This is a genomic window from Actinomadura sp. GC306, from assembly GCF_004348665.1.
In the GTDB taxonomy this organism is placed as follows: Bacteria; Actinomycetota; Actinomycetes; order Streptosporangiales; family Streptosporangiaceae; genus Spirillospora.
In genome coordinates, this window is record NZ_SMKM01000021.1 from 25,438 (window position 1) to 45,021 (window position 19,584).

Here is a 19,584-nt window from a genome sequence, read left to right on the forward strand (position 1 = left end):
TGGCGGTGACTTGCGAGTGACCGGCAGGCGGCCGGCGGACCGCAAGTGCCGCTTGCGATGCCCGTACGCTGGGGGCGTGAGCGAGCTGAACCCCGAGGACGCGAAGATCATCACCCTGGCCAGGGCGGCGCGGGCCCGCAACGGGGCCCCCGAGGGCGCCGCGGTCCGCGACGAGACGGGCCGCACCTACGCCGCGACGAGCGTGGACCTGCCGTCGCTGAAGCTCTCGGCGCTCCAGGTGGCGGTGGCGACGGCCGTGTCCAGCGGCGCCGAGGACCTGGAGGCCGCGGCCGTCGTCACCGCCGCGGACGCGCCCGCCCCGGCCGACGTCACCGCCGTGCGCGACCTGGGCGCCAAGGCCCCCGTCCTCGTGGCCGGACCCGACGGCACCCTCAAGACGACCCTCTGACGCCCCCCGGGGGCCTACTCAACGGGCCTGGTCGGCCTTCCCGGCGTCCGCCTCGGCCGCCGCGTCGCCGTCGCCGCCGTCCAGCCGCCGCACCAGGACGGTGCCGACGCGGTTGCGGCGCCCGGCGATCGTCTCGGCCTTGAGGGACAGGACGGGACCGCCGTCGTCGCGGGCACCGACCTGCGCGGTGGAGCCCTCGATGGGGACGCGGCCGAGCGCGTGGGCGAGCAGCCCGCCGACGGTCTCGACCTCCTCGGTGTCCATCTCCACGTCGAACAGCTCGGCGAGGTCCTCGACGGGGAGGCGGGCGGTGACCCGCGCGGCGCCGTCCGGCAGCCAGGTCACCGGCGGCGTCTCCCGGTCGTACTCGTCGGTGATCTCCCCGACGATCTCCTCCAGGATGTCCTCGATGGTGACCAGGCCGGCGGTGCCGCCGTACTCGTCGATGACGATCGCGAGGTGGATCTGCCGCGCCTGCATCTCCCGCAGCAGCTCGTCGATCGGCTTGCTGTCGGGGACGTAGGTCGCGGGCCGCATCACCGAGTCGACCGTCTCCACCGACTCGCCCGCGCGGTGCTCCTGGCTGCGGCGGACGACGTCCTTGAGGTAGGCGATGCCGACGACGTCGTCCTCGTTCTCGCCGACGACCGGGATGCGGGAGAAGCCGCTGCGCAACGCCAGCGACATCGCCTGCCGCAGCGTCTTGCCGCGCTCGACGAACACGATGTCGGTGCGCGGCACCATCACCTCGCGGACGAGGGTGTCGCCCAGCTCGAACACCGAGTGGATCATCTCCCGCTCGACCGGCTCGATCAGGCTGCGCTGCTCGGCCAGGTCCACCAGGTCGCGCAGCTCCGCCTCGGACGCGAACGGCCCCTCCCGGAACCCCTTGCCCGGGGTGAGAGCGTTGCCGAGCGCGATCAGCAGCCGCGGCAGCGGCCCGAACACCCGCGTCACCGGGTGGATCACCGCGGCGCCGGCCAGCGCGATCCGGTCGGCGTGCTGGATGCCGAGCGTGCGCGGCGCGACCCCGATCACCACGTAGCTGACCAGGATCATGGCCGCGGCGGCGGTGACGTAGGCGCGCCAGGTCTCGTCCAGCCAGGAGATGCACAGGTCCGCGACGATCACGGTCGCGACCAGCTCGCACGCGATGCGCAGCAGCAGGACCATGTTGACGTAGCGGGCGGGGTCGGCGACGACCTCGGCCAGCCGCTCCGCGCCGCGCCGCCCCTCGCGGACGATCTCCTCAACGGTGACGCGCGACACGCGGGCCAGCGCCGCCTCCGTGCTCGCGAGCAGGCCGGCCATGAAGACCAGGCCCACCGCCAAAGCGGACAGCCACGCCTGCGAGGTGCTCATCAGCCGCCGCGCTTCTCCCGCCAGGACGCCAGCAGCTCGGCCTGCAGGCCGAACATCTCCCGGTGCTCCTCCGGCTCGGCGTGGTCGTAGCCGAGCAGATGGAGGATGCCGTGCGTGCACAGCAGTTCGAGCTCGTCCGCCCTGCTGTGGCCCGCCTTGCGCGCCTGCTTCTCGGCGACCGCCGGGCACAGGACGACGTCGCCGAGCAGCCCGGGGTCGGCCTCGTCGTCCTCGTCGCCGCCGGTCATGTGCCCCGGGCGGAGTTCGTCCATGGGGAACGACAGCACGTCGGTGGGGCCGGGCTCGTCCATCCACTTCTCGTGCAGCTCGGTCATCGCGGCCTCGTCGACCAGCAGGATCGACAGCTCCGCCAGCGGATGGACGCGCATGCCGTCCAGGACGTGCCGGGACAGGCCGGCGATGGCCTTCTCGTCGACCTCGGCGCCCGACTCGTTCAGCACCTCGATGCTCACTACCGCCCCCGCTTGCGGGAGCCGCCGCGGCCCGCGGCGTCCCGCTGCAGCTCCGGCACCTGCTGCTCGGCGTGCCGGTTGTAGGCGTCGACGATGTCGGTGACGAGCTTGTGCCGCACGACGTCGCGGCTGTCCAGGCGGCAGAAGTGGATGTCGTCGACGCCGTCCAGGATGTCCTGGACGACGCGCAGCCCGCTCTGCTGCCCGTTCGGCAGGTCGACCTGCGTGACGTCGCCGGTCACCACGACCTTCGAGCCGAACCCCAGCCGGGTCAGGAACATCTTCATCTGCTCGGGCGAGGTGTTCTGCGCCTCGTCAAGAATGATGAACGAGTCGTTCAGGGTGTTGTGGGTCAGGAGGAAGTCCTCCGTGACGTACAGCGAGTCCGCTGCCGCCACCTGGATGCAGACCGCTTCCGCCTTGCCTGCAGGCTCGATCGAATCGATGAAACGCATCGGCCGCCCGCCGCCCGCCGCCCGATACTTCTCTGCCTTCCGCTCAAGCCTGAACGGCACTATCTCAGGCGGCAAGCGCAGGTCGAGGATGAAGGCGTCGTGCCGGTAGTGCACCGCACGGCCCTTGGCACGTCCAGGAGCACGCCCCGCCAGAGGGCGCACACGGTGATACACGACGCCACCGAGCGACCGGACGAGGAAGAGCACGTCATCTCGCAGCCGCCGGGATGTGGTCGTGTACTGGATACGGCAAGTGCGGGCATCCTGCGTCACGGGCCCGCCGTCCGCGTCCAGAAGTCCTTGGAGGACCCCGAGCCGGACCTCTGCGGAATTGTGCAGATACTCCGCCGGTATGAATTTGGTGTCCGACCTGGACCCGCATAGCCCCAGTCGGCGCATGACACCTGTAACCGGGTTCTCGATGGTAATGACCTGGCCGGGTTCGGCGATTCGGTTCAGCACGTAGTCCGGTCCCCGCCTGTGCCGGACGGCGACCCCAGGAAGCAGGGATTCCAGGGCCCCGGCGAGTTCCGGGTCATTCGTCGAGAAACTCGGCGTCGTGGAACCCGTCAGGCACCCGTCTCCCAACAGCAGCCCAAGCGCGTAGGCATCCATCGGGACATCGCGGGCGGGGAAGTGAACGGGCGCATCCAGGAGAGGGAGTTCGTACCGGCGAGCATGCGCAGCCCGCAGGTTGCCGATCATCTCCCGTGTCTCCAGGACACGGTTGGGCTTGTTCCTCCGGCGATCCGCCCTGGTCCGGACGGACCACAAGTGATCGGCCGTACACAGAGTGGAAGCTCCGTCCTGTGCCGTCAGTCGGAAGATCTCCTTCTCGCCCTGGGGGTAGACACCCAGCACGGGCGTCGGCTTCCCATTCGAGCCCATGACGAGGTCACCAACCTCCAGCTCACCTATGGGGCGGAACCCTTCAGGCGTCAGGACGCGGGTGAAGATGGGCTGCGCACGGCCGCGCATGTACGCCAGCGGGGCGACCTCGATGGTGCCGGCGGCCATCAGGCGCGGGATCGAGTCGGGGTCGACCATGTCGTGCAGCGCGTCGTAGAGGGGCCGCAGGTACGGGTCGATCTTCTCGTAGAGCGTGCCGGGCAGGAACCCGAGCCGCTCCCCCGCCTCGACGGCGGGCCGGGTGAGGATGATCCGGTTGACCTGCTTGTCCTGCAGCGCGCGGACGGCCTTCGCCATCGCCAGGTACGTCTTGCCGGTACCGGCCGGGCCGATCCCGAACACGATCGTGTGCTTGTCGATCGCGTCGACGTAGCGGCGCTGGTTCAGCGTCTTCGGGCGGATCGTGCGGCCCCTGCTGGACAGCACGTCCAGCGTCAGGACCTCGGCGGGCCGCGCCCCGCTCTCGCCGCGCAGCATCGCCAGGCTGCGCTCGACGGCGTCCGGGGTGAGCTGGGTGCCGCCCTTCAGCAGGGCGAGCATCTCGGTGAAGAGCCTGGAGACGAGGTCGGTCTCCGCCTCGGGGCCCGTCACGGTGATCTCGTTGCCGCGGACGTGGATGTCGATGCCGTCGCCGAACGCCTGCTCGATCACGTGGAGGAGTTCGTCCCGGGAGCCCAGCAGGCTCACCATCGAGTGGTCGTCCGGCACCACGATCCTGATCTGGGACTGTGCGCCTGTGCGGTCGTCACGCCCCGCGCGTGCCGACCTCGGGTGAGTTGATTCGACCATCAGCCGGGCCTTGCGGCCTCTCAGACCTGCCTTCTGTCTGCTCCGGGTGTCCAGGTGTGTCGGTTCCATCGTACTGGCCGCCTCCGACACGGCGCGGATGGTTTTCCCGCCCCCCGGGCACCCGGCCCGGCCGCCGGGCGGGACGTCAGCCGGGCGGCCAGTTCAGGCCGCGGCCGCCGAGGACGTGGCCGTGCACGTGGAACACGGTCTGGCCGGCCTGCGCGCCGGTGTTGAACACGAGCCGGTAGCCGGTGTCGGCGATGCCCTCGTCCACCGCGACCTGGTGGGCCTCGCGCACCACCTCGGCGAGCAGCTCCGCGTCGGCCGCGAGGTCGCCGACGTTCGCGTGGTGCGCCCGCGGGATCACCAGCACGTGCGTGGGCGCCTGCGGGTTGATGTCGCGGAACGCCACCGTGCCCGCCGACTCCCGGACGACCTTCGCCGGCACGTCCCCGGAAACGATCTTGCAGAACAGGCAGTCGGTCATCCCTCTCCCCTCGCCGGCGGCCCGAGACCGCCCCGGAATCCTACCGAGACCCGCGACCCCGTGCCCCGCGGGCGCCGGTCGTCGGTAGGGTTCGGCCATCGACCTCGCGTAGCGGTCGGCATTCCCACCGCCCACTCGTTATGGTTGTCAGCTCAAGGCGTACCCCCCGGTTCGCAAGGCATTTGCGGCACGTCTGGACCCGGCGGGGCGCGCCTTATCCACGCCGCTCCGAGGGCGCCCGTGCACACGGGCGGCCGGGGACGGCAAAGGCGGCGGACAGGTGACCGAGGCAAACCAGGACATGCCCTTTCGTAAACCCATCGACGAGGGTGCGCGTCCAACTGACGTGACCGAGACCCTCGTGGCCAGGGGCACGGCGGGGGCGGTGGCCGTCGCCTGGGACGCCGATCAGGCGGTGACCGCGCTCTACAGCGCCAACTACCGTTCGCTGGTGCGGCTCGCCGCCATGCTCGTCCGGGACGCGGGAACGGCCGAGGAGGTCGTCCAGGACGCGTTCGTGGCGATGCACGGCGGCTGGCGGCGCCTCCGCGACCCCGACAAGGCCCTGTCGTACCTGCGCCAGTCGGTGGTGAACCGGTCGCGATCGGTGCTCCGGCACCGCGCCGTCGTGGAGAAGTACGCCCCCAAGGGCCTGCCGGACGCGCCGAGCGCGGAGGCCGGCGCCATCGGGGAGCTGGAGCGGTCGGCGGTCATCGACGCGCTGTCCCGGCTGCCCGCCCGCCAGCGCGAGGCGCTCGTCCTGCGCTACTACGCCGACCTGTCCGAAGCGGAGATCGCCAGCGCGATGGGCATCTCCCGCGGCGCCGTGAAGAGTCATACGGCACGCGGCATGACCGCGCTGAGAAACGTCCTGGAGCAATTCTCATGACCACCGACCCCCACGACGAGCACGGCGAGATCCTCCGCCGCGCCCTGCACGCGGAGGCGGACTCGGTCAACCCCGCAGGTGACGGCCTGGAGCGGATCCGGGCCCGGATAGCCGACAACCCCGGCCGCCGGTTCGGGCCGGGCCGCTTCGGGGCCGGCGCGTTCGGGCTCGGCGGTCTCGGGTTCGACCGGTTCACCGCCGGCTGGACGCGCCCCGTGCTCGCCCTCGCCGCCGCGGTGGCGATCGCCGGGCTCGGCGTCACCGCACCGCAGACCATCGACCTCATCCAGGAGTCCGTCGGCAACAAGGGCCCGTCGGGCAGCGAGCACGATCACGCCGCCGGAAGCCACACCGCCACGGGCGGCGACCCGCAGTTCCCGAACCCCTCGACGCCCGGCGGTTCCACCTCCGGTTCCCCGAGCACCTCGCGGACGCCGAGCTCCAGTTCCTCGCCGGGGCTGTCGTCGTGCAGCATCCAGCCGCCGCCCGGCACGGCCACCGCCACCGCGTCGCCCGGCGCGACGCCGGAGGACGCCCCCGCGTCCGCGCCGTGCCCGAGCGACAGCCCGTCGCGGCAGCCGAGCACGACGCCGAGCCCGCCGGCCTCCACGACTCCCGAGCCGGAGCAGCCCAGCCAGCCGCCGACGTCGCCCCCGCCGAGCGAGACCTCGCAGGGCGCCGGGCAGGGCGCCGCCGGAACCACCGGAGCGGCCGGCACCCCCTGAGCGGGCCCGCGCCGGAGGCGCGCGCCTACCAGCGGCCGGCCGCCGCCAGCATGACGGCGGCGGCCGCCACCCCCGCCGTCGACGTCCGCAGCACGGTGGGGCCGAGGCGCACCGGGCGGCCGCCCGCCGCGGCGAACCGCTCCAGTTCCTCGGCGGTGATGCCGCCCTCGGGGCCCACCACCAGGACGATCTCGCCCTCCGCGGGGGGTTCCACCGTGCTGAGCGGCGTATCGGCCTCCTCGTGGAGCACGAGTGCCAGGGAGGCGGCGGCGATCCGTTCGGCGGCGCGGGCGGTGGTCGCGAGATCCGCCACCTGCGGCAGGCGGCTCCGCCTGGCCTGCTTGCCGGCCTCGCGGGCGGTGCCGCGCCAGCGTCCGAGGGCCTTCTCGCGGCGCTCCGGCCGCCACTGGGTGACGCAGCGCGCCGCCGACCACGGGACGATCTCGTCCACGCCGACCTCGGTCATCGTCTCGACCGCCAGCTCGCCCCGGTCGCCCTTCGGCAGCGCCTGGACGACCACGATGCGCGGCGCCGGCGGCGGCTGCCGGTGCCGGGCCAGCACGTCCAAGGTGAGGGACGTCCGGCCGGCCTCGGTGACGACGCACTCGGCCAGCAGGCCCGCGCCGTCGGTCAGGTCGACGCGCTCACCGGGCCTCAGCCGCCGCACCGTCGCGGCGTGCCGTCCTTCGGCGCCGTCGAGGACGACGGTGCCGCGCTCCAGCGCGTCCGTCCCGGCGATGAAGACCGGCGGGCTCACCCGCCGGCTCCGCGGGAGGCAGCTTCGCTCATGGGTTCCCGTACCGCCCCGCTAGGGTTCGCCGCGGCGGCCCTCGTCGTAGGCCGCCGCCACCGTCCTTCAGTGCTGGTTGAAGACGTCCTTCAGCCGCGAGAACATGCCGCGCTGGCCCGGCGCGAACTTGCCGGGCGGGCGCTCCTCGCCGCGCAGCGCGGCCAGCCGCCGCAGCAGCTCCTCCTGCTCCTCGTCGAGCCGGTTCGGCGTCTCCACGTTCACGTGGATCATCAGGTCGCCGCGGCCGGACTCGTTCAGGTGCCGGACGCCCCGGTTGTACAGCGTGATGACCTGCCCCGACTGCGTGCCGGGCTTGATGTCGACGCTCTCGGCCGCGTCCAGGGTCTCGATCGTGACGCTGGTGCCGAGCGCCGCGGCCGTCATCGGGATCTCGACCGTGCAGTGCAGGTCGTCGCCCTCCCGCTCGAAGATCGGGTGCGGCCGCTCCACGATCTCCAGGAACAGGTCGCCGGGCGGCCCGCCGCCGGGGCCGACCTCGCCCTCGCCGGCGAGCTGGATGTGGATGCCGTTCTCCACCCCGGCGGGGATCTTGACCTTGACGGTGCGCCGGGTGCGGACCCGGCCGTCGCCCGAGCACTCGGTGCACGGGTTGCGGATCACCGAGCCGAACCCGCCGCACGCGGGGCACGGCCGCGCCGTCATGACCTGGCCGAGGAACGAGCGCTGGACCTGCTGCACCTCGCCGCGCCCGTGGCAGGTGTCGCACGTGTCGGGGTGGGTGCCGGGCGCGCAGCCCGACCCCTCGCAGTTGGTGCAGGCGACCGCGGTGTCGACCGACAGCTCGCGGGTCGTCCCGAACGCCGTCTCGCTCAGGTCGAGCTCCACCCGGAGCGTCGCGTTGCGGCCGCGGCGCGCCCGGGACCGGGGGCCGCGGGACGTCGCGGTGCCGAAGAACGCGTCCATGATGTCGCTGAACGGGAACCCCGCGCCGCCGAAGCCGCCGGCGCCGCCGCCCCCGGACGCGAACGGGTCCGCGCCGAGGTCGTACATCTCGCGCTTCTTCGGGTCGGAGAGCACCTCGTACGCCTGGGTGATCTCTTTGAACTTGTCCTGGGTCTCCGGATCCGGGTTGACGTCCGGGTGGAGCTCCCGCGCGAGCCGGCGGTACGCCTTCTTGACCTCGTCGGGGCTGGCGTCCCGGCGGACGCCCAGGGTCGCGTAATAGTCGTTGGCCACCTTACGACCCCGCCAGGATCTGTCCCACGTAGCGTGCCACTGCCCGTACCGCTCCCATCGTGCTGGGGTAATCCATGCGTGTAGGCCCGAGCACTCCAAGCCGGGCCAGTGTGAGGTCGCCGACGCCGTAGTCGGCGGCGACGACCGAGGTCGATCGGAGCCCCTCGTCGGGGTTCTCGGTGCCGATCCGCACCGTAACTGTAGAGGAGTCGCCGGTCTCGCCGAGCAATCGCATCAACACGACCTGCTCTTCGAGCGCCACGAGCACCTCCCTCAGGCTCTGCGAGAAGTCCACGGCGGCCAGGTTGGCGGCCCCCGCGAAAACGATCTTCTCCTCGTGCTTCTCGACGAGCGTCTCCAGCAGCACCGACAGCACCGCCGCCGCGAGCGGCCGGTCGGCCGGCCCCACCTTCTCCGGGAGGTCGGCCACCGCCGTCGGCACGTCACCGAGCCCGAGCCCGTCGAGGCACGTGTTGAGCAACGCCCGCAGGTGCCCGATCGATTCCTCGGAGACGTTGCCGTTCGTCTCGATGACCCGCTGCTCCACCCGTCCCGTGTTGGTGATCAGGACGAGCAGCAGCCGGCCCTCCGCGACCGGCACCAGCTCCACGTGCCGCACCGACGAGCGGGTCAGCGACGGGTACTGCACCACCGCGACCTGCCGGGTGAGCTGGGCGAGCAGCCGCACCGTCCGGCCGACGACGTCGTCGAGGTCGTAGGCGCCCGTGAGGAACGTCTCGATCGCGCGGCGCTCCGCGACCGACAGCGGCTTGATCGTGGACAGCCGGTCGACGAACAGCCGGTACCCCTTGTCGGTGGGGACGCGCCCCGCGCTGGTGTGGGGCTGGGCGATGTACCCCTGCTCCTCCAGCACCGCCATGTCGTTGCGGATCGTGGCCGAGGAAACGCCGAGGTTGTGCCGGTCCACCAGGGCCTTGGAGCCCACGGGCTCGTTGGTGGAGACGTAGTCCTCGACTATGGCGCGCAGGACCGCCAGTTTCCGGTCGTCCAGCACCGTGTCACCTCCTTCATCCCCTGCCATGGGCCCCCGATCGCCACCACGGCGGCCCGGGGGGGCCGTCCGCGCACGCGCTGCTGGCACTCAATACTCCCGAGTGCCAAGTGTACGACCCGGAAGGCCCCTCTGGAGAGCCCGTGCCCACCCCGCACGGCTGCGCGATCCTACCCGTACCGGACGTGCCCGCCACGCCGAGGGACGTGGAACGACACCGCACGGACGCTCCGCCGGGTTAATGTGCGGACCCGTGCGGAGTAAGGACTACGGAAACGACGTGCTGGCCGGCGACTGGCGCAGGCCGCGCAAGGGCCGGATCCCCGAAGTCCCGGCCGAGCCGGGCCTGGTCGCCGAGGACCCCGGCAGCGGCTTCTGCGGCGCCGTCGTCGGCTGCGACAAGTTCGGCGTCACCCTGGAGGACCGCTTCGGCAAGCGGCGCGTGTTCCCGCTCGCCAAGGCCGGCTTCCTCATCGACGGCAGACCGGTCACCCTCGTCAGGCCGAGCACCGCGCCCCGGGGCCCGGCCCGCTCCGCGTCCGGCTCCATCGCCGTCCAGGGCCTCCGCGCCCAGGTCGCCAAGGAGAGCCGCATCTACGTGGAAGGCGTCCACGACGCCGAACTGGTCGAGAAGATCTGGGGCCACGACCTGCGCGTCGAAGGCGTCGTCGTCGAATACCTCGAAGGCATCGACGACCTGCCCGCCATCGTCGCGGAGTTCGCCCCGGACGAGCAGCGCCGCCTCGGCGTCCTCGTCGACCACCTCGTGGACGGCTCCAAGGAGTCCCGGATCGCCGCCCAGATCTCGTCCCCGCACGTCCTGATCACCGGCCACCCGTTCATCGACATCTGGGAAGCCGTCAAACCCGCCGCCGTAGGCATCCGCGCCTGGCCGCGCATCCCCCGCGGCATCCCCTGGAAGGAAGGCGTCATCGCCGAACTCGGCTGGGGCGACAACACGGGCGCCGCCTGGAAACACATCCTCAGCAAGGTCAACACCTACACAGACCTGGAACCGGCACTGCTGGGCAGGGTGGAAGAGCTGATCGACTTCGTAACCGTCTAAGGAACGCGTGGGGTGGGGGTCAGGTCAGGTCTCGTACTAGGGCGTCGGCCAGTAGGCGGCCGCGTTTGGTCAGGACGGCGCGGCCCTGGTCGTAGGGGGCCGCCTCTAGCAGGCCGTCGTCGATGGCTTGGCGGACTTCCTTGTCGTTGAGGATGTCCGTGGGGCAGCCCTGGGACAGGCGTAGTTCCAGCATGATGCGCTCTATGCGGCGGTCATCGTCGTCCAGGATCTCTCTGGCGTGGGCGGGGGTCCTGCCCTCCGCTAGGCGGGCGGCGTAGGCGGCGGGGTGCTTGACGTTCCACCAGCGGGTTCCGCCCATGTGGCTGTGTGCCCCTGGCCCGACGCCCCACCAGTCGGCGCCCGTCCAATAGAGCATGTTGTGGCGGCAGACGGCGTCCGGGCCGGTGGCCCAGTTGGAGATCTCGTACCAGTGCAGGCCGTGGGCGCTCAGGAGCGCGTCCGCGATCAGGTACCGGTCGGCCATGGCGTCGTCGTCGGGGGCGGTCAGCTCTCCTCGCCTGACCTGTGCGGCGAGCCGTGTGCCCTCTTCGACGATGAGCGCGTACGCCGACACGTGATCGGGTTCGGCTGCCAGGGCGGCCTCCAAGGACGCCTTCCAGTCGTCGTCGGTCTCCCCTGGCGTCCCGTAGATGAGGTCCAGGTTGATGTGTTCGAAGCCCGCCTTGCGCGTCCAGTCGACCACCTGCGGGATGCGTCCGGGGGTGTGGCTGCGTTCCAGGACGGCCAGGACGTGCTCGCGCGCGCTTTGCATGCCGTAGGAGACGCGCGTGAAGCCGACCTCGCGCAACCTGGCCAGGTACGCCTCGTCGACCGACTCCGGGTTGGCCTCCGTGGTCACCTCGGCGTTCGCGGCCAGACCGAACTCGTCCCTGATCGCGTCGAGCACACGGCCCAGGTCGCCGGCCGGGAGCAGCGTCGGTGTCCCGCCCCCTACGAAGACGGTCTCCACGGGCAGGTCCGCGTCGCCCAGCACCCGACGGGCCATCCGCACTTCGGCGATGGCTGTGTCGGCATAGGAATCGCGGCTGGCGCCGGGGCCCAGTTCCGTCGCCGTGTAGGTGTTGAAGTCGCAGTAGCCGCACCGCGTCACGCAGAACGGGACGTGCACGTAGAACGCGAACGGCCGCGTCCCCAATCCCTCCCGGGCGCGTTCGGGCAGCGTGCCGTCCACCGGCACGGGGTCACCATCGGGAAGCGTTGAGGGCACCCCTCAAGTCTGCCCGGCCCGGCCCCCTGCTCCGTCCCGTGCGTCGAGCTTGTCGCGGAGCCAGTCCGGGATGTTGTCCTCGGAGCGGGGGAAGCGGTCCAGGTCCAGGGCGTAGGCGGAGGGCGTCAGCGGCGGCGTGAACTCGGGTTCGCCGTCGTAGTCGAACTCGGCGCTGAAGTGCCCCGAGCGCTCGATCTGCAGGCGCGCGGTGAACCAGGCGCCTTTGTCGCGGCGGTACATGACGCGGCGGAGCTCGTCCATCTTGCCCACGGCCTGCCCCGGCGGCATGGTCTGGCGGCGCTCGCCGTCCGGGCCCTCGACCTCCAGGGAGGCGCTGTCGATGCCGACCGTGGCACGGAACTCGAAGTCGAGCCTCTCCCAGCCCGACGGGGCCGCGGAGCGCAGCGCGCGGACGGCGCCGTTCACCGTCTCCCGCTCCTTCGGAGAACGCAGAACCTGCTCGGGGTGGGTCACGCTACCTCCGGGAGGTCGTCAAAGTCGGCCGATCGGAACGGTACCCGTCCGACCGTACCGATATATGGACCCGGATTGAGCGCACGCCCCTCGTGTCGTGAGCATTGCCCCGGAGACACCGCCCCCCGCAACGCGACGCCCGACGGCGAGGGCGATGCGAACGAACACCCACTACGATCAGCCGGATGCGGGATGAGGGTGCGGCTGAGGGGGGACGGGCGCCCGCGCGGGTTGTGCTCTGCGGGGAGCCCGACGGGTGGCACTACGTGGTCGTGGACGCCGCGGGCGCCGAGCGGCGCCGGACTCTTCCCGTGGCGGGTACGCGTTGGCGGACGGGCGCGGTGTCCGGGCCGGAACCGGCGTGGTGGCGGCGCAGGCTCGCCGAGACGGCGGAGGCGCTGCGCGAGGTGGTCGCCGAGCGGCTGACCGACGCCACGTTCCGCGACCTGGGGGTCGAGGCCGACATCACCTGGTTCGCGGTGGACGAGCCCGTCGCGTGGGAGGGCCTCGTCACGCTGCGGGAGGCCGATCCGGCGCGGTTCCCCGGGCGGGTCGCGCCGTTCGTGGTCGCGCTGGATCCGGGCCGCGGCGCGCTGCTGCCCGACGCGAGCCTGCTGTTCTCCACGCGTGCGGCGGACGCCTGGAGCACCCTCGCCGCGATCGCCGAGCGCTGCGGCACCGCTCCGCCGGAGGCGTCGCTGCTGTGCGGGTGGGCCGGGCACCGGAGCGTCCGGGTGGGGCGCGGGCGGCTGGCGCTGTCCACCGGCCGGGACGAGGGCGGTGTGGAGCGGCTCGCGGAGATCTGCGCGACGCGGCCGGCGGGCTGGAGCGGCAACCCGGAGCTGCGTCCGCGGTTCGAGAGCGTCGACCTGCTGGACGAGCCCGCCGGGGACGTCGTCGTGCTGCTCCGGGAGCTCGGGCACGAGATCGTCCGGCGGGGGCGGACGGCGCGGCTGCCCGCGCTCGGCCTCACCCTTTACGAGCCCGACGGCGCGGAGGCCGCCGCGGAGCGGTTCACCGGCGTCTCGCTCCGGCCGCCGGCCGCGGCGGCGCCGCTGTGGGGGCCGGTCCGGACGCCGGACGCCGCCGACGCACCGTAGCGCCACGAACCCGACACTGAGCGGCGACCGGGCCGTCACCGGATCGCGACCCGGCCGGTCTAGCTTCGCCGATCATGAGAAGCCGTGCGCGGCACGCCGTGCTCGCCCTGACCGGTGCCGCGCTCGCCGGCGCCCCGCTCGCCGTCGCCGCGCCCGCCGCCGCCGCGTCCGGGACGATCGTCGTCGACCGCGGCGGTCCCGCCCGGACGCTGCCGTTCACCGCCGGCCGGGACGGTGAGGCCGTCATCTCGTTCGCCGCGTCCGCTCCGGGCGTCTCGTGGGCGCGCGAGGGGGCCGAGTCCGCGGTGGTGTCGATCGCGGTGGACGGGCGTCACGTGACCGATCTGGTCGTCCCGTCGTCCGAACCGGTGGATCGGAGCCTCGGCCTCGGGCACGTCCGGAAGGGCGACCATGAGGTGACGTTGCGGTTCGCGAAGGGCAGCGCTCCCGCGGCCGCGCGGGTCAGGCTCGGCCGCACCCGCGTGCGCATGCCGGCCGACGCGACGGCATTGCGCCACGCCCCCGTCGTCGTCGGGCGGACGGGCTGGCCGTTCGGTGACCCGTACCAGAACGCCACCACCGACACCCCGCTGCTCGCCTGGCACGAGACGCGGCCCGCCGCGACCCCCGGGCACCGGGTCATCGAGTACTCGATGGTGTGGAGCAACGAGGACGGCGGCACGGACACGCCCGCGCTGCTGGCCCGCTGGGGCCGCACGACGGACATCGAATGGGTGTACCGGGTCGAGGTGGACGAGTCGGGCGAGCGTGTGGCCGGCACCGCCGTCTACCAGGCGCCGCTGCACCTGACGTTCCAGTTCACGGGCCGTTTCGAGGGCGACCACCCGGTTCTGCAGACGTGCACCGAGAACAACAACATGTGCGACGTCGTCTCCCCGGACCCGCCGCTCCGTTTCCTCCTGGACGCCTCCCGGACGCGACCGCCGGGGCGCGCCCGCGAGGCCGTCATGGACCGTGACCCGTGGACGTACCGTGTCGCCGCCCAGGAGCTCGTGCGCGAGGGGAAGATCGAGCGGCCGTCCGATCCGGCGACGCGCGAGGCCGGCGACCCGCGCACCTACCTGTTCGCCGAGTTCGCCAAGACGACCGGTGCGCCCACCGCGTGGGGTTCGGCGCCGGGGGTGGCGCTCGGCGTCCGGCTGAAGGCCGACCCGTCGACGCTCTACCGGTCCGACCACGGCCGGCCGGACTGGTCGGCCGAGCGCGACGGCGCCGTCGCCACCACCGTCGAACTCCCGCAAGGGACGGCGATGTCCGACATCGCGTCGATCGAGGCGTTGCGCAGGCCCGTCGGGCTCGGCGACAACGGCGCACCGGCCACGGTCACCTCGATCAACCGGGGCTTCTTCCTGGACGACGCGTACCTGCCGCAGCCGTCCGGCGTCTCGTGGCAGGGGTCGGTGACGCTCACGCGGGAGAACCCGTCCGCCGTCCTCTGGCGTCCCGGGCTCACCTGACGCGGCCTCACGTGGCGCGAACCGGCCACGGCGCAGGGAAAAGCGGGAACTGTCCCGAACTCCGGGCGCGTCCAAGGAGTCATACACTTCGCCAATAGGTCGCACACCGTACGTGCGGAGCGAACTTAAGAGAGGACGTCCGCCATGGCCTACGGGCCTCCCCCGTCGCCCGGCCCTGGGCAGCCCCACCAGGCCCCTTGGCAGCAGCCCGGAAACCTCTGGCAGCAGCAGCCCCACCAGGCGCCGCAGCAGCCCCCTCAGCAGCAGCCCGGCCCCGCCTGGCAGCCGCCCCAACCTGGCGGGGGCACCGCCCAGATGCCCGGCAGCTACGGCCCCGTCTCGGACGACGACAAGACGTGGTCGCTCATGGCGTACGTGGGCCAGTTCCTCGTCGGCGCGATCGCGCCCGCCATCGTCTACTTCGGCAAGGCACGGTCACCGTTCGTGCGCCGGCACGCCGCGCAGGGCCTCAACATGGGTCTCGCGGCCATCGCGGTGTGGTTCGTTGGAGGGCTGCTGTCCCTGGCCGTCGAGGTGCTCATCTGGGTGCCGATGCTCTTCACGGCCGCCGTGATGTTCTTCCTCGTGTTCGCGGCCCGCGCCGCCAACCGCGGCGAGTTCCGCCGCGTGCCGCCCGCCGTGGCCTGGCCGCTGCTCAAGAAGTAGGACCGCTCGCTGAACGAGCCCCTGCCCGGGCAGGGGCTCGCAGAGCCGGTTCCTACTTGCGGCCCTTGTCGGTGGGCTCGCCGCCGCTCGTGGACAGCGCCGCGACGAAGGCCTCCTGCGGGACGTCCACCCGCCCGATGGTCTTCATCCGCTTCTTGCCCTCCTTCTGCCTCTCCAGCAGCTTCCGCTTGCGGGAGATGTCACCGCCGTAGCACTTGGCGAGGACGTCCTTGCGGATGGCGCGGATGTTCTCCCGGGCGATGATCCGGGCGCCGATCGCCGCCTGGATCGGCACCTCGTACTGCTGCCGCGGGATGAGCTCCTTGAGCTTGGACGTCATCATCAGCCCGTACTCGCGCGACTTGTCCCGGTGGACGATCTGGCTGAACGCGTCCACCGACTCGCCCTGCAGCAGGATGTCGACCTTGACGAGGTCGGACTCCTGCTCCCCGCTGGGCTCGTAGTCGAGCGTCGCGTACCCGCGGGTCCGGGACTTCAGCTGGTCGAAGAAGTCGAAGATGATCTCGGCGAGCGGGAGGGTGTAGCGGATCTCGACCCGGTCCTCCGACAGGTAGTCCATGCCGAGCAGCACGCCGCGGCGGCCCTGGCACAGCTCCATGATCGCGCCGATGTGCTCGGCCGGGGACAGCAGCGTCGTCCGCACCACCGGCTCGTACACCTTGGCGATCTTGCCCTCGGGGAACTCGCTGGGGTTGGTGACGGTGTGCTCGGTCCCGTCCTCCATCACGACGCGGTACACGACGTTCGGGGCGGTCGAGATCAGCGTGAGGGCGAACTCGCGCTCCAGCCGCTCGCGGACGATCTCCATGTGCAGCAGCCCGAGGAAGCCGCAGCGGAACCCGAACCCGAGCGCCGCCGACGTCTCCGGCTCGTAGATCAGCGCGGCGTCGTTCAGCTGAAGCTTGTCGAGCGCGTCGCGCAGCTCGGGGTACTGGTCGCCGTCCATCGGGTAGAGGCCGGAGAACACCATCGGCTTCGGGTCGCGGTAGCCGCCGAGCGGCTCGGGCGCCGGCCGCGACGCGCCGGTCACGGTGTCGCCGACCCGCGCCTGCCGGACGTCCTTCACGCCGGTGATCAGGTAGCCGACCTCGCCGACGCCGAGGCCCTGCACCGGCTTCGGCTCCGGGGAGATGACGCCGACCTCCAGGGTCTCGTGCGCCGACCCCGTCGACATCATCATGCTCTTCTCGCGCCGCGACAGCCGCCCGTCCATGATCCGGATGTAGGTGACGACGCCGCGGTAGGTGTCGTACACCGAGTCGAAGATCAGCGCGCGGGCGGGGCCGTCGGGGTCGCCGACCGGCGCCGGCACGTCCCGGACGATCTTGTCGAGCAGCTCGCGGACGCCCTCGCCGGTCTTGCCCGACACGCGCAGCACGTCCGACGGGTCGCAGCCGATGATCCCGGCCAGCTCCTCGGCGTACTTCTCCGGCTGCGCCGCCGGCAGGTCGATCTTGTTGAGGACCGGGATCAGGTGCAGGTCCGCCTCAAGCGCCAGGTACAGGTTCGCCAGCGTCTGCGCCTCGATGCCCTGCGCCGCGTCCACCAGCAGGACCGCGCCCTCGCACGCCGCGAGCGACCGGGACACCTCGTAGGAGAAGTCGACGTGCCCGGGGGTGTCGATCAGGTTGAGCACGTGGTCGACGCCGCCGGACGTGTAGGGCAGCCGGACGGCCTGGCTCTTGATCGTGATGCCGCGCTCGCGCTCGATGTCCATGCGGTCGAGGTACTGGGCGCGCATCTGGCGCTCCTCGACCACGCCGGTCAACTGCAGCATCCGGTCCGCGAGGGTCGACTTGCCGTGGTCGATGTGCGCGATGATGCAGAAGTTGCGGATGATCGCGGGATCGGTCTTGTCAGGCTCGGGCGCTGCCACCGGGGTCCGTTCGCAAATTCACTGGGATGGACAAGGACATGTGTACGTCCCATGGTCCCATGTCCCGCGCGATGCTCCGTGCACGGTTCGGTTTGGGCACGGCCCCGGTGATTGGTAAGCTGTGCGACTGCGTGTGGCGTAGCGTCGTGCCCCGGGGGCACCGTCCGCCCCCCGTTCAGACCTTTCGTCAGAGCCTGCCGTGGCGCAGGCGAGGATCGCGATCAAGCTGAGGCACTGCAAACGTGGCTAACATCAAGTCCCAGATCAAGCGCAACCGGCAGAACGAGAAGGCCCGGGTGCGGAACAAGGCCGTGAAGTCCGAGCTGAAGACGGCGATCCGCAAGTTCCGCGAGGCCGCCGACGCCGGCAACGTCGACGACGCCGTGGCCGCCCAGCGGCACGCCGCACGCAAGCTGGACAAGGCCGTCAGCAAGGGCGTCATCCACAAGAACCAGGCGGCCAACCGCAAGTCGGCGATCGCCAAGCGCGCCGCCGCGCTCCAGGCCAAGTAGGCGGCACGCACGGGGCCGGGCGTTGAGTCGCGCCGGCCCCGACGCATGTCCATGGACGAGCGGCGCGCGGTCCGGATCTCCAAGTACCTCGCCCGGCATCTCCGGCACCGGCCCGACCGGATCGGCCTCACCCTCGATCCCGGCGGCTGGGCCGGCGTCACCGAGCTGCTGGCGGCCTGCGCCGCGCACGGCTTCCCGCTGACCCGCGCCGAACTCGAACACGTCGTCGCGGTCGACGGCAAGCGGCGCTACGTCCTCGACGGGGACCGCATCCGCGCCGCGCAGGGCCACTCGGTCCAGGTCGACCTGGACCTACCTCCCGCGGCCCCGCCGGACCTGCTCTTCCACGGCACGGTGGGCCGCGCCGTGGCGTCGATCCTGCGGGACGGCCTCCTGCCCATGGGGCGGCACGCCGTCCACCTCTCCCCCGACCGCGAGACGGCCCACCGCGTCGGCGCCCGCCGCGGCGCACCCGTCGTCCTCCTCGTGGAGGCCGGACGGATGGCCGCCGACGGGCACGTCTTCCACGTCAGCGAGAACGGGGTGTGGCTGACCGCCCGCGTCCCGCCGGAATATCTTCGCGAATGACCTCGGCGGCCGCCCAGTCCGGGACGTGCCGCACCCATTCCGGCCCTTCCTCCGGCCCGAACAGGTACCGGTAGGGGACGATGTCCCGGATGGCGGCGTGCACGTCCAGCCGATCGTCGACCATGTGCGTGATGCCCAGCTCCCGGCAGTGCCGCGCCTTCTCGGGCCGCCGGCGGCAGAACCGGACGTTCTCCATCGGCAGGCCCGTCCGCGCGTAGAAGTCGTGATGGTCGAGCCAGGCCAGCGTCCGCCGCTGGATGCGGTCACCGCACTTGGAGATGATCCAGGCCCGCCCGCCGAACGCCTCGATCAGCCCCGGCAGCACCTCGTACACGCCTTCGGTCGCCGGCGAGGCGAGCGCCTCCTCGAAGCTGCCGCCGAGGAACACGGTGTCCTGGGGCCCCGCCGCGAGCAGCCCCCCGTGAATGACCCGGCCGAAGTCGACGCCGAGCCGCGGTTCGATGTTCATGCCCTCACCCTTCCGCCGAAGGTCCTAGAGCAGAACTATTGAAGTATCTCCCGGCTATAGTCACGGGCTATGGAACTGAGCCGCCTCTCAACGGACGCGCTCGCCTCCTTCGCCGTCTTCGCCGACCATCTCAACTTCACGCGGGCCGCCGAGGAGCTGCACATCTCGCAGCCCGCCCTCCACGTCAAGGTGCGGAAACTCGCCGAGACCCTCGGCCGCCCCCTCTACACGAGGCACGGCCGCCGCCTCGCGCTGACCCCCGCCGGCGTGGAGGTCGCCCGCTTCGCCCGCGACCTCGACGCCCGCGTCGCCGCGTTCCTCGCCGGCGTCCACGGCACCGCGCCCACCCGCGTCCCCGTCCTCGCCGCCGGCGAAGGCGCCTACCTCTACCTGCTCGGCGACGTCGTCCGCCCCGGCATCCGCCTGATCAACGGCGACCGGGCCAGGACCCTCACCGCGATCCGCACCGGCCGCGCCGACCTCGGCGTCTCGGTCCTGGACGTCATGCCCGCGGACATCTCGGCCGTCCCGCTGGCCGCCTACCCGCAGGTCCTGGTCATGCCGGACGACCACCCCCTGGCCGACCGGCCGGACCTCGCCCTCCCCGAC

20 protein-coding genes and 3 pseudogenes are annotated in these 19,584 nt (G+C 72.0%); 10 read left to right on the top strand and 13 right to left on the bottom strand.

What is annotated here, in order from left to right; genetic code table 11:
* Positions 1 to 76: 76 nt before the first annotated feature.
* Complete coding sequence (locus tag E1200_RS05535; protein ID WP_131950696.1) at positions 77 to 409, top strand: cytidine deaminase; 333 nt, start codon at positions 77 to 79, stop codon at positions 407 to 409.
* 18 nt (positions 410 to 427) lie between these two features.
* Here the strand turns inward: E1200_RS05535 and E1200_RS05540 are convergent, their stop codons facing one another.
* The 6 genes and pseudogenes from E1200_RS05540 to E1200_RS05555 form a co-directional block, all read right to left on the bottom strand.
* Positions 428 to 1,771, bottom strand: a complete 1,344-nt coding sequence (locus E1200_RS05540; RefSeq protein ID WP_207933195.1) for a hemolysin family protein — start codon at positions 1,769 to 1,771, stop codon at positions 428 to 430.
* A complete protein-coding gene (ybeY, locus tag E1200_RS05545; RefSeq protein WP_131950697.1) occupies positions 1,771 to 2,244 on the bottom strand; it encodes an rRNA maturation RNase YbeY in 474 nt (157 codons plus the stop codon). Before ybeY ends, E1200_RS05540 begins: the two co-directional genes overlap by 1 nt.
* Positions 2,244 to 2,588 (bottom strand): annotated as a pseudogene (locus E1200_RS34645) (PhoH family protein); the annotation flags it as partial. The gene ybeY and the pseudogene E1200_RS34645, both read right to left, overlap by 1 nt.
* A gap of 294 nt (positions 2,589 to 2,882) precedes the next feature.
* A pseudogene (locus tag E1200_RS35345) lies at positions 2,883 to 3,677 on the bottom strand (LAGLIDADG family homing endonuclease); the annotation flags it as partial.
* Positions 3,666 to 4,397 (bottom strand): annotated as a pseudogene (locus E1200_RS34655) (PhoH family protein); the annotation flags it as partial. The pseudogenes E1200_RS34655 and E1200_RS35345, both read right to left, overlap by 12 nt.
* Before the next feature lie 145 nt (positions 4,398 to 4,542).
* Positions 4,543 to 4,884, bottom strand: coding sequence for a histidine triad nucleotide-binding protein (locus E1200_RS05555; protein WP_131950699.1), 342 nt, complete (start codon positions 4,882 to 4,884; stop codon positions 4,543 to 4,545).
* 346 nt (positions 4,885 to 5,230) lie between these two features.
* On the opposite strand from E1200_RS05555, the gene E1200_RS05560 reads away from it, so the two are divergent.
* Entirely contained in the window at positions 5,231 to 5,773 is a 543-nt protein-coding gene (locus E1200_RS05560) for a SigE family RNA polymerase sigma factor (protein ID WP_229808129.1), read from the top strand.
* On the top strand, positions 5,770 to 6,498 hold the full coding sequence (locus E1200_RS05565; protein ID WP_131950701.1) for a hypothetical protein: 729 nt from the start codon (positions 5,770 to 5,772) through the stop codon (positions 6,496 to 6,498). The genes E1200_RS05560 and E1200_RS05565 overlap by 4 nt, the downstream gene beginning before the upstream one ends.
* Before the next feature lie 25 nt (positions 6,499 to 6,523).
* Here E1200_RS05565 and E1200_RS05570 read toward each other — a convergent pair whose 3' ends face one another.
* From E1200_RS05570 to hrcA, 3 genes are all read right to left on the bottom strand, one after another.
* Positions 6,524 to 7,255 (bottom strand): 16S rRNA (uracil(1498)-N(3))-methyltransferase, encoded by a 732-nt coding sequence (locus E1200_RS05570; protein WP_131950702.1) that lies wholly within the window; start codon positions 7,253 to 7,255, stop codon positions 6,524 to 6,526.
* Positions 7,256 to 7,354: 99 nt separating this feature from the next.
* A complete protein-coding gene (gene dnaJ, locus E1200_RS05575) occupies positions 7,355 to 8,485 on the bottom strand; it encodes a molecular chaperone DnaJ (protein ID WP_131950703.1) in 1,131 nt (376 codons plus the stop codon).
* Between the two features lies 1 nt (position 8,486).
* Complete coding sequence (gene hrcA, locus E1200_RS05580; RefSeq protein WP_131950704.1) at positions 8,487 to 9,500, bottom strand: heat-inducible transcriptional repressor HrcA; 1,014 nt, start codon at positions 9,498 to 9,500, stop codon at positions 8,487 to 8,489.
* Positions 9,501 to 9,750: 250 nt separating this feature from the next.
* Here hrcA and E1200_RS05585 point away from each other — a divergent pair, with 250 nt between their 5' ends.
* Entirely contained in the window at positions 9,751 to 10,563 is an 813-nt protein-coding gene (locus E1200_RS05585; protein ID WP_243708358.1) for a DUF3097 domain-containing protein, read from the top strand.
* Between the two features lie 19 nt (positions 10,564 to 10,582).
* On the opposite strand, the gene hemW is transcribed toward E1200_RS05585, so the two are convergent.
* A complete protein-coding gene (gene hemW, locus E1200_RS05590; RefSeq protein WP_131950706.1) occupies positions 10,583 to 11,791 on the bottom strand; it encodes a radical SAM family heme chaperone HemW in 1,209 nt (402 codons plus the stop codon).
* 3 nt (positions 11,792 to 11,794) lie between these two features.
* A complete protein-coding gene (locus E1200_RS05595; RefSeq protein WP_131950707.1) occupies positions 11,795 to 12,265 on the bottom strand; it encodes a hypothetical protein in 471 nt (156 codons plus the stop codon).
* Between the two features lie 185 nt (positions 12,266 to 12,450).
* On the opposite strand from E1200_RS05595, the gene E1200_RS05600 reads away from it, so the two are divergent.
* The 3 genes from E1200_RS05600 to E1200_RS05610 all read left to right on the top strand — a co-directional run bounded on the left by E1200_RS05600 (position 12,451) and on the right by E1200_RS05610 (position 15,509).
* Complete coding sequence (locus tag E1200_RS05600; protein WP_131950708.1) at positions 12,451 to 13,365, top strand: hypothetical protein; 915 nt, start codon at positions 12,451 to 12,453, stop codon at positions 13,363 to 13,365.
* A gap of 74 nt (positions 13,366 to 13,439) precedes the next feature.
* Positions 13,440 to 14,843 carry a hypothetical protein gene (locus E1200_RS05605; protein ID WP_131950709.1) on the top strand — a complete coding sequence of 468 codons (1,404 nt, stop codon included), beginning with the start codon at positions 13,440 to 13,442 and terminating at the stop codon, positions 14,841 to 14,843.
* A gap of 144 nt (positions 14,844 to 14,987) precedes the next feature.
* The gene (locus tag E1200_RS05610) at positions 14,988 to 15,509 is read left to right on the top strand and encodes a DUF4870 domain-containing protein (protein WP_131950710.1); all 522 of its coding nucleotides are present in this window, start codon (positions 14,988 to 14,990) and stop codon (positions 15,507 to 15,509) included.
* A 52-nt stretch (positions 15,510 to 15,561) separates the two neighbouring features.
* On the opposite strand, the gene lepA is transcribed toward E1200_RS05610, so the two are convergent.
* Complete coding sequence (lepA, locus tag E1200_RS05615; RefSeq protein ID WP_131950711.1) at positions 15,562 to 17,406, bottom strand: translation elongation factor 4; 1,845 nt, start codon at positions 17,404 to 17,406, stop codon at positions 15,562 to 15,564.
* A 242-nt stretch (positions 17,407 to 17,648) separates the two neighbouring features.
* On the opposite strand from lepA, the gene rpsT reads away from it, so the two are divergent.
* Both rpsT and E1200_RS05625 read left to right on the top strand, forming a co-directional pair.
* Entirely contained in the window at positions 17,649 to 17,918 is a 270-nt protein-coding gene (gene rpsT / locus E1200_RS05620; protein ID WP_131950712.1) for a 30S ribosomal protein S20, read from the top strand.
* Between the two features lie 51 nt (positions 17,919 to 17,969).
* Complete coding sequence (locus E1200_RS05625; RefSeq protein ID WP_131950718.1) at positions 17,970 to 18,506, top strand: RNA 2'-phosphotransferase; 537 nt, start codon at positions 17,970 to 17,972, stop codon at positions 18,504 to 18,506.
* Here the strand turns inward: E1200_RS05625 and E1200_RS05630 are convergent.
* Entirely contained in the window at positions 18,448 to 18,975 is a 528-nt protein-coding gene (locus tag E1200_RS05630) for a hypothetical protein (protein ID WP_131950713.1), read from the bottom strand. The two genes, E1200_RS05625 and E1200_RS05630, sit on opposite strands and share 59 nt — an antisense overlap.
* Positions 18,976 to 19,044: 69 nt before the next feature.
* Between E1200_RS05630 and E1200_RS05635 the strand changes: the two genes are divergently transcribed.
* Positions 19,045 to 19,584 (top strand): LysR family transcriptional regulator (locus E1200_RS05635; protein WP_131950714.1); only part of this gene is annotated, 540 nt, incomplete at its 3' end.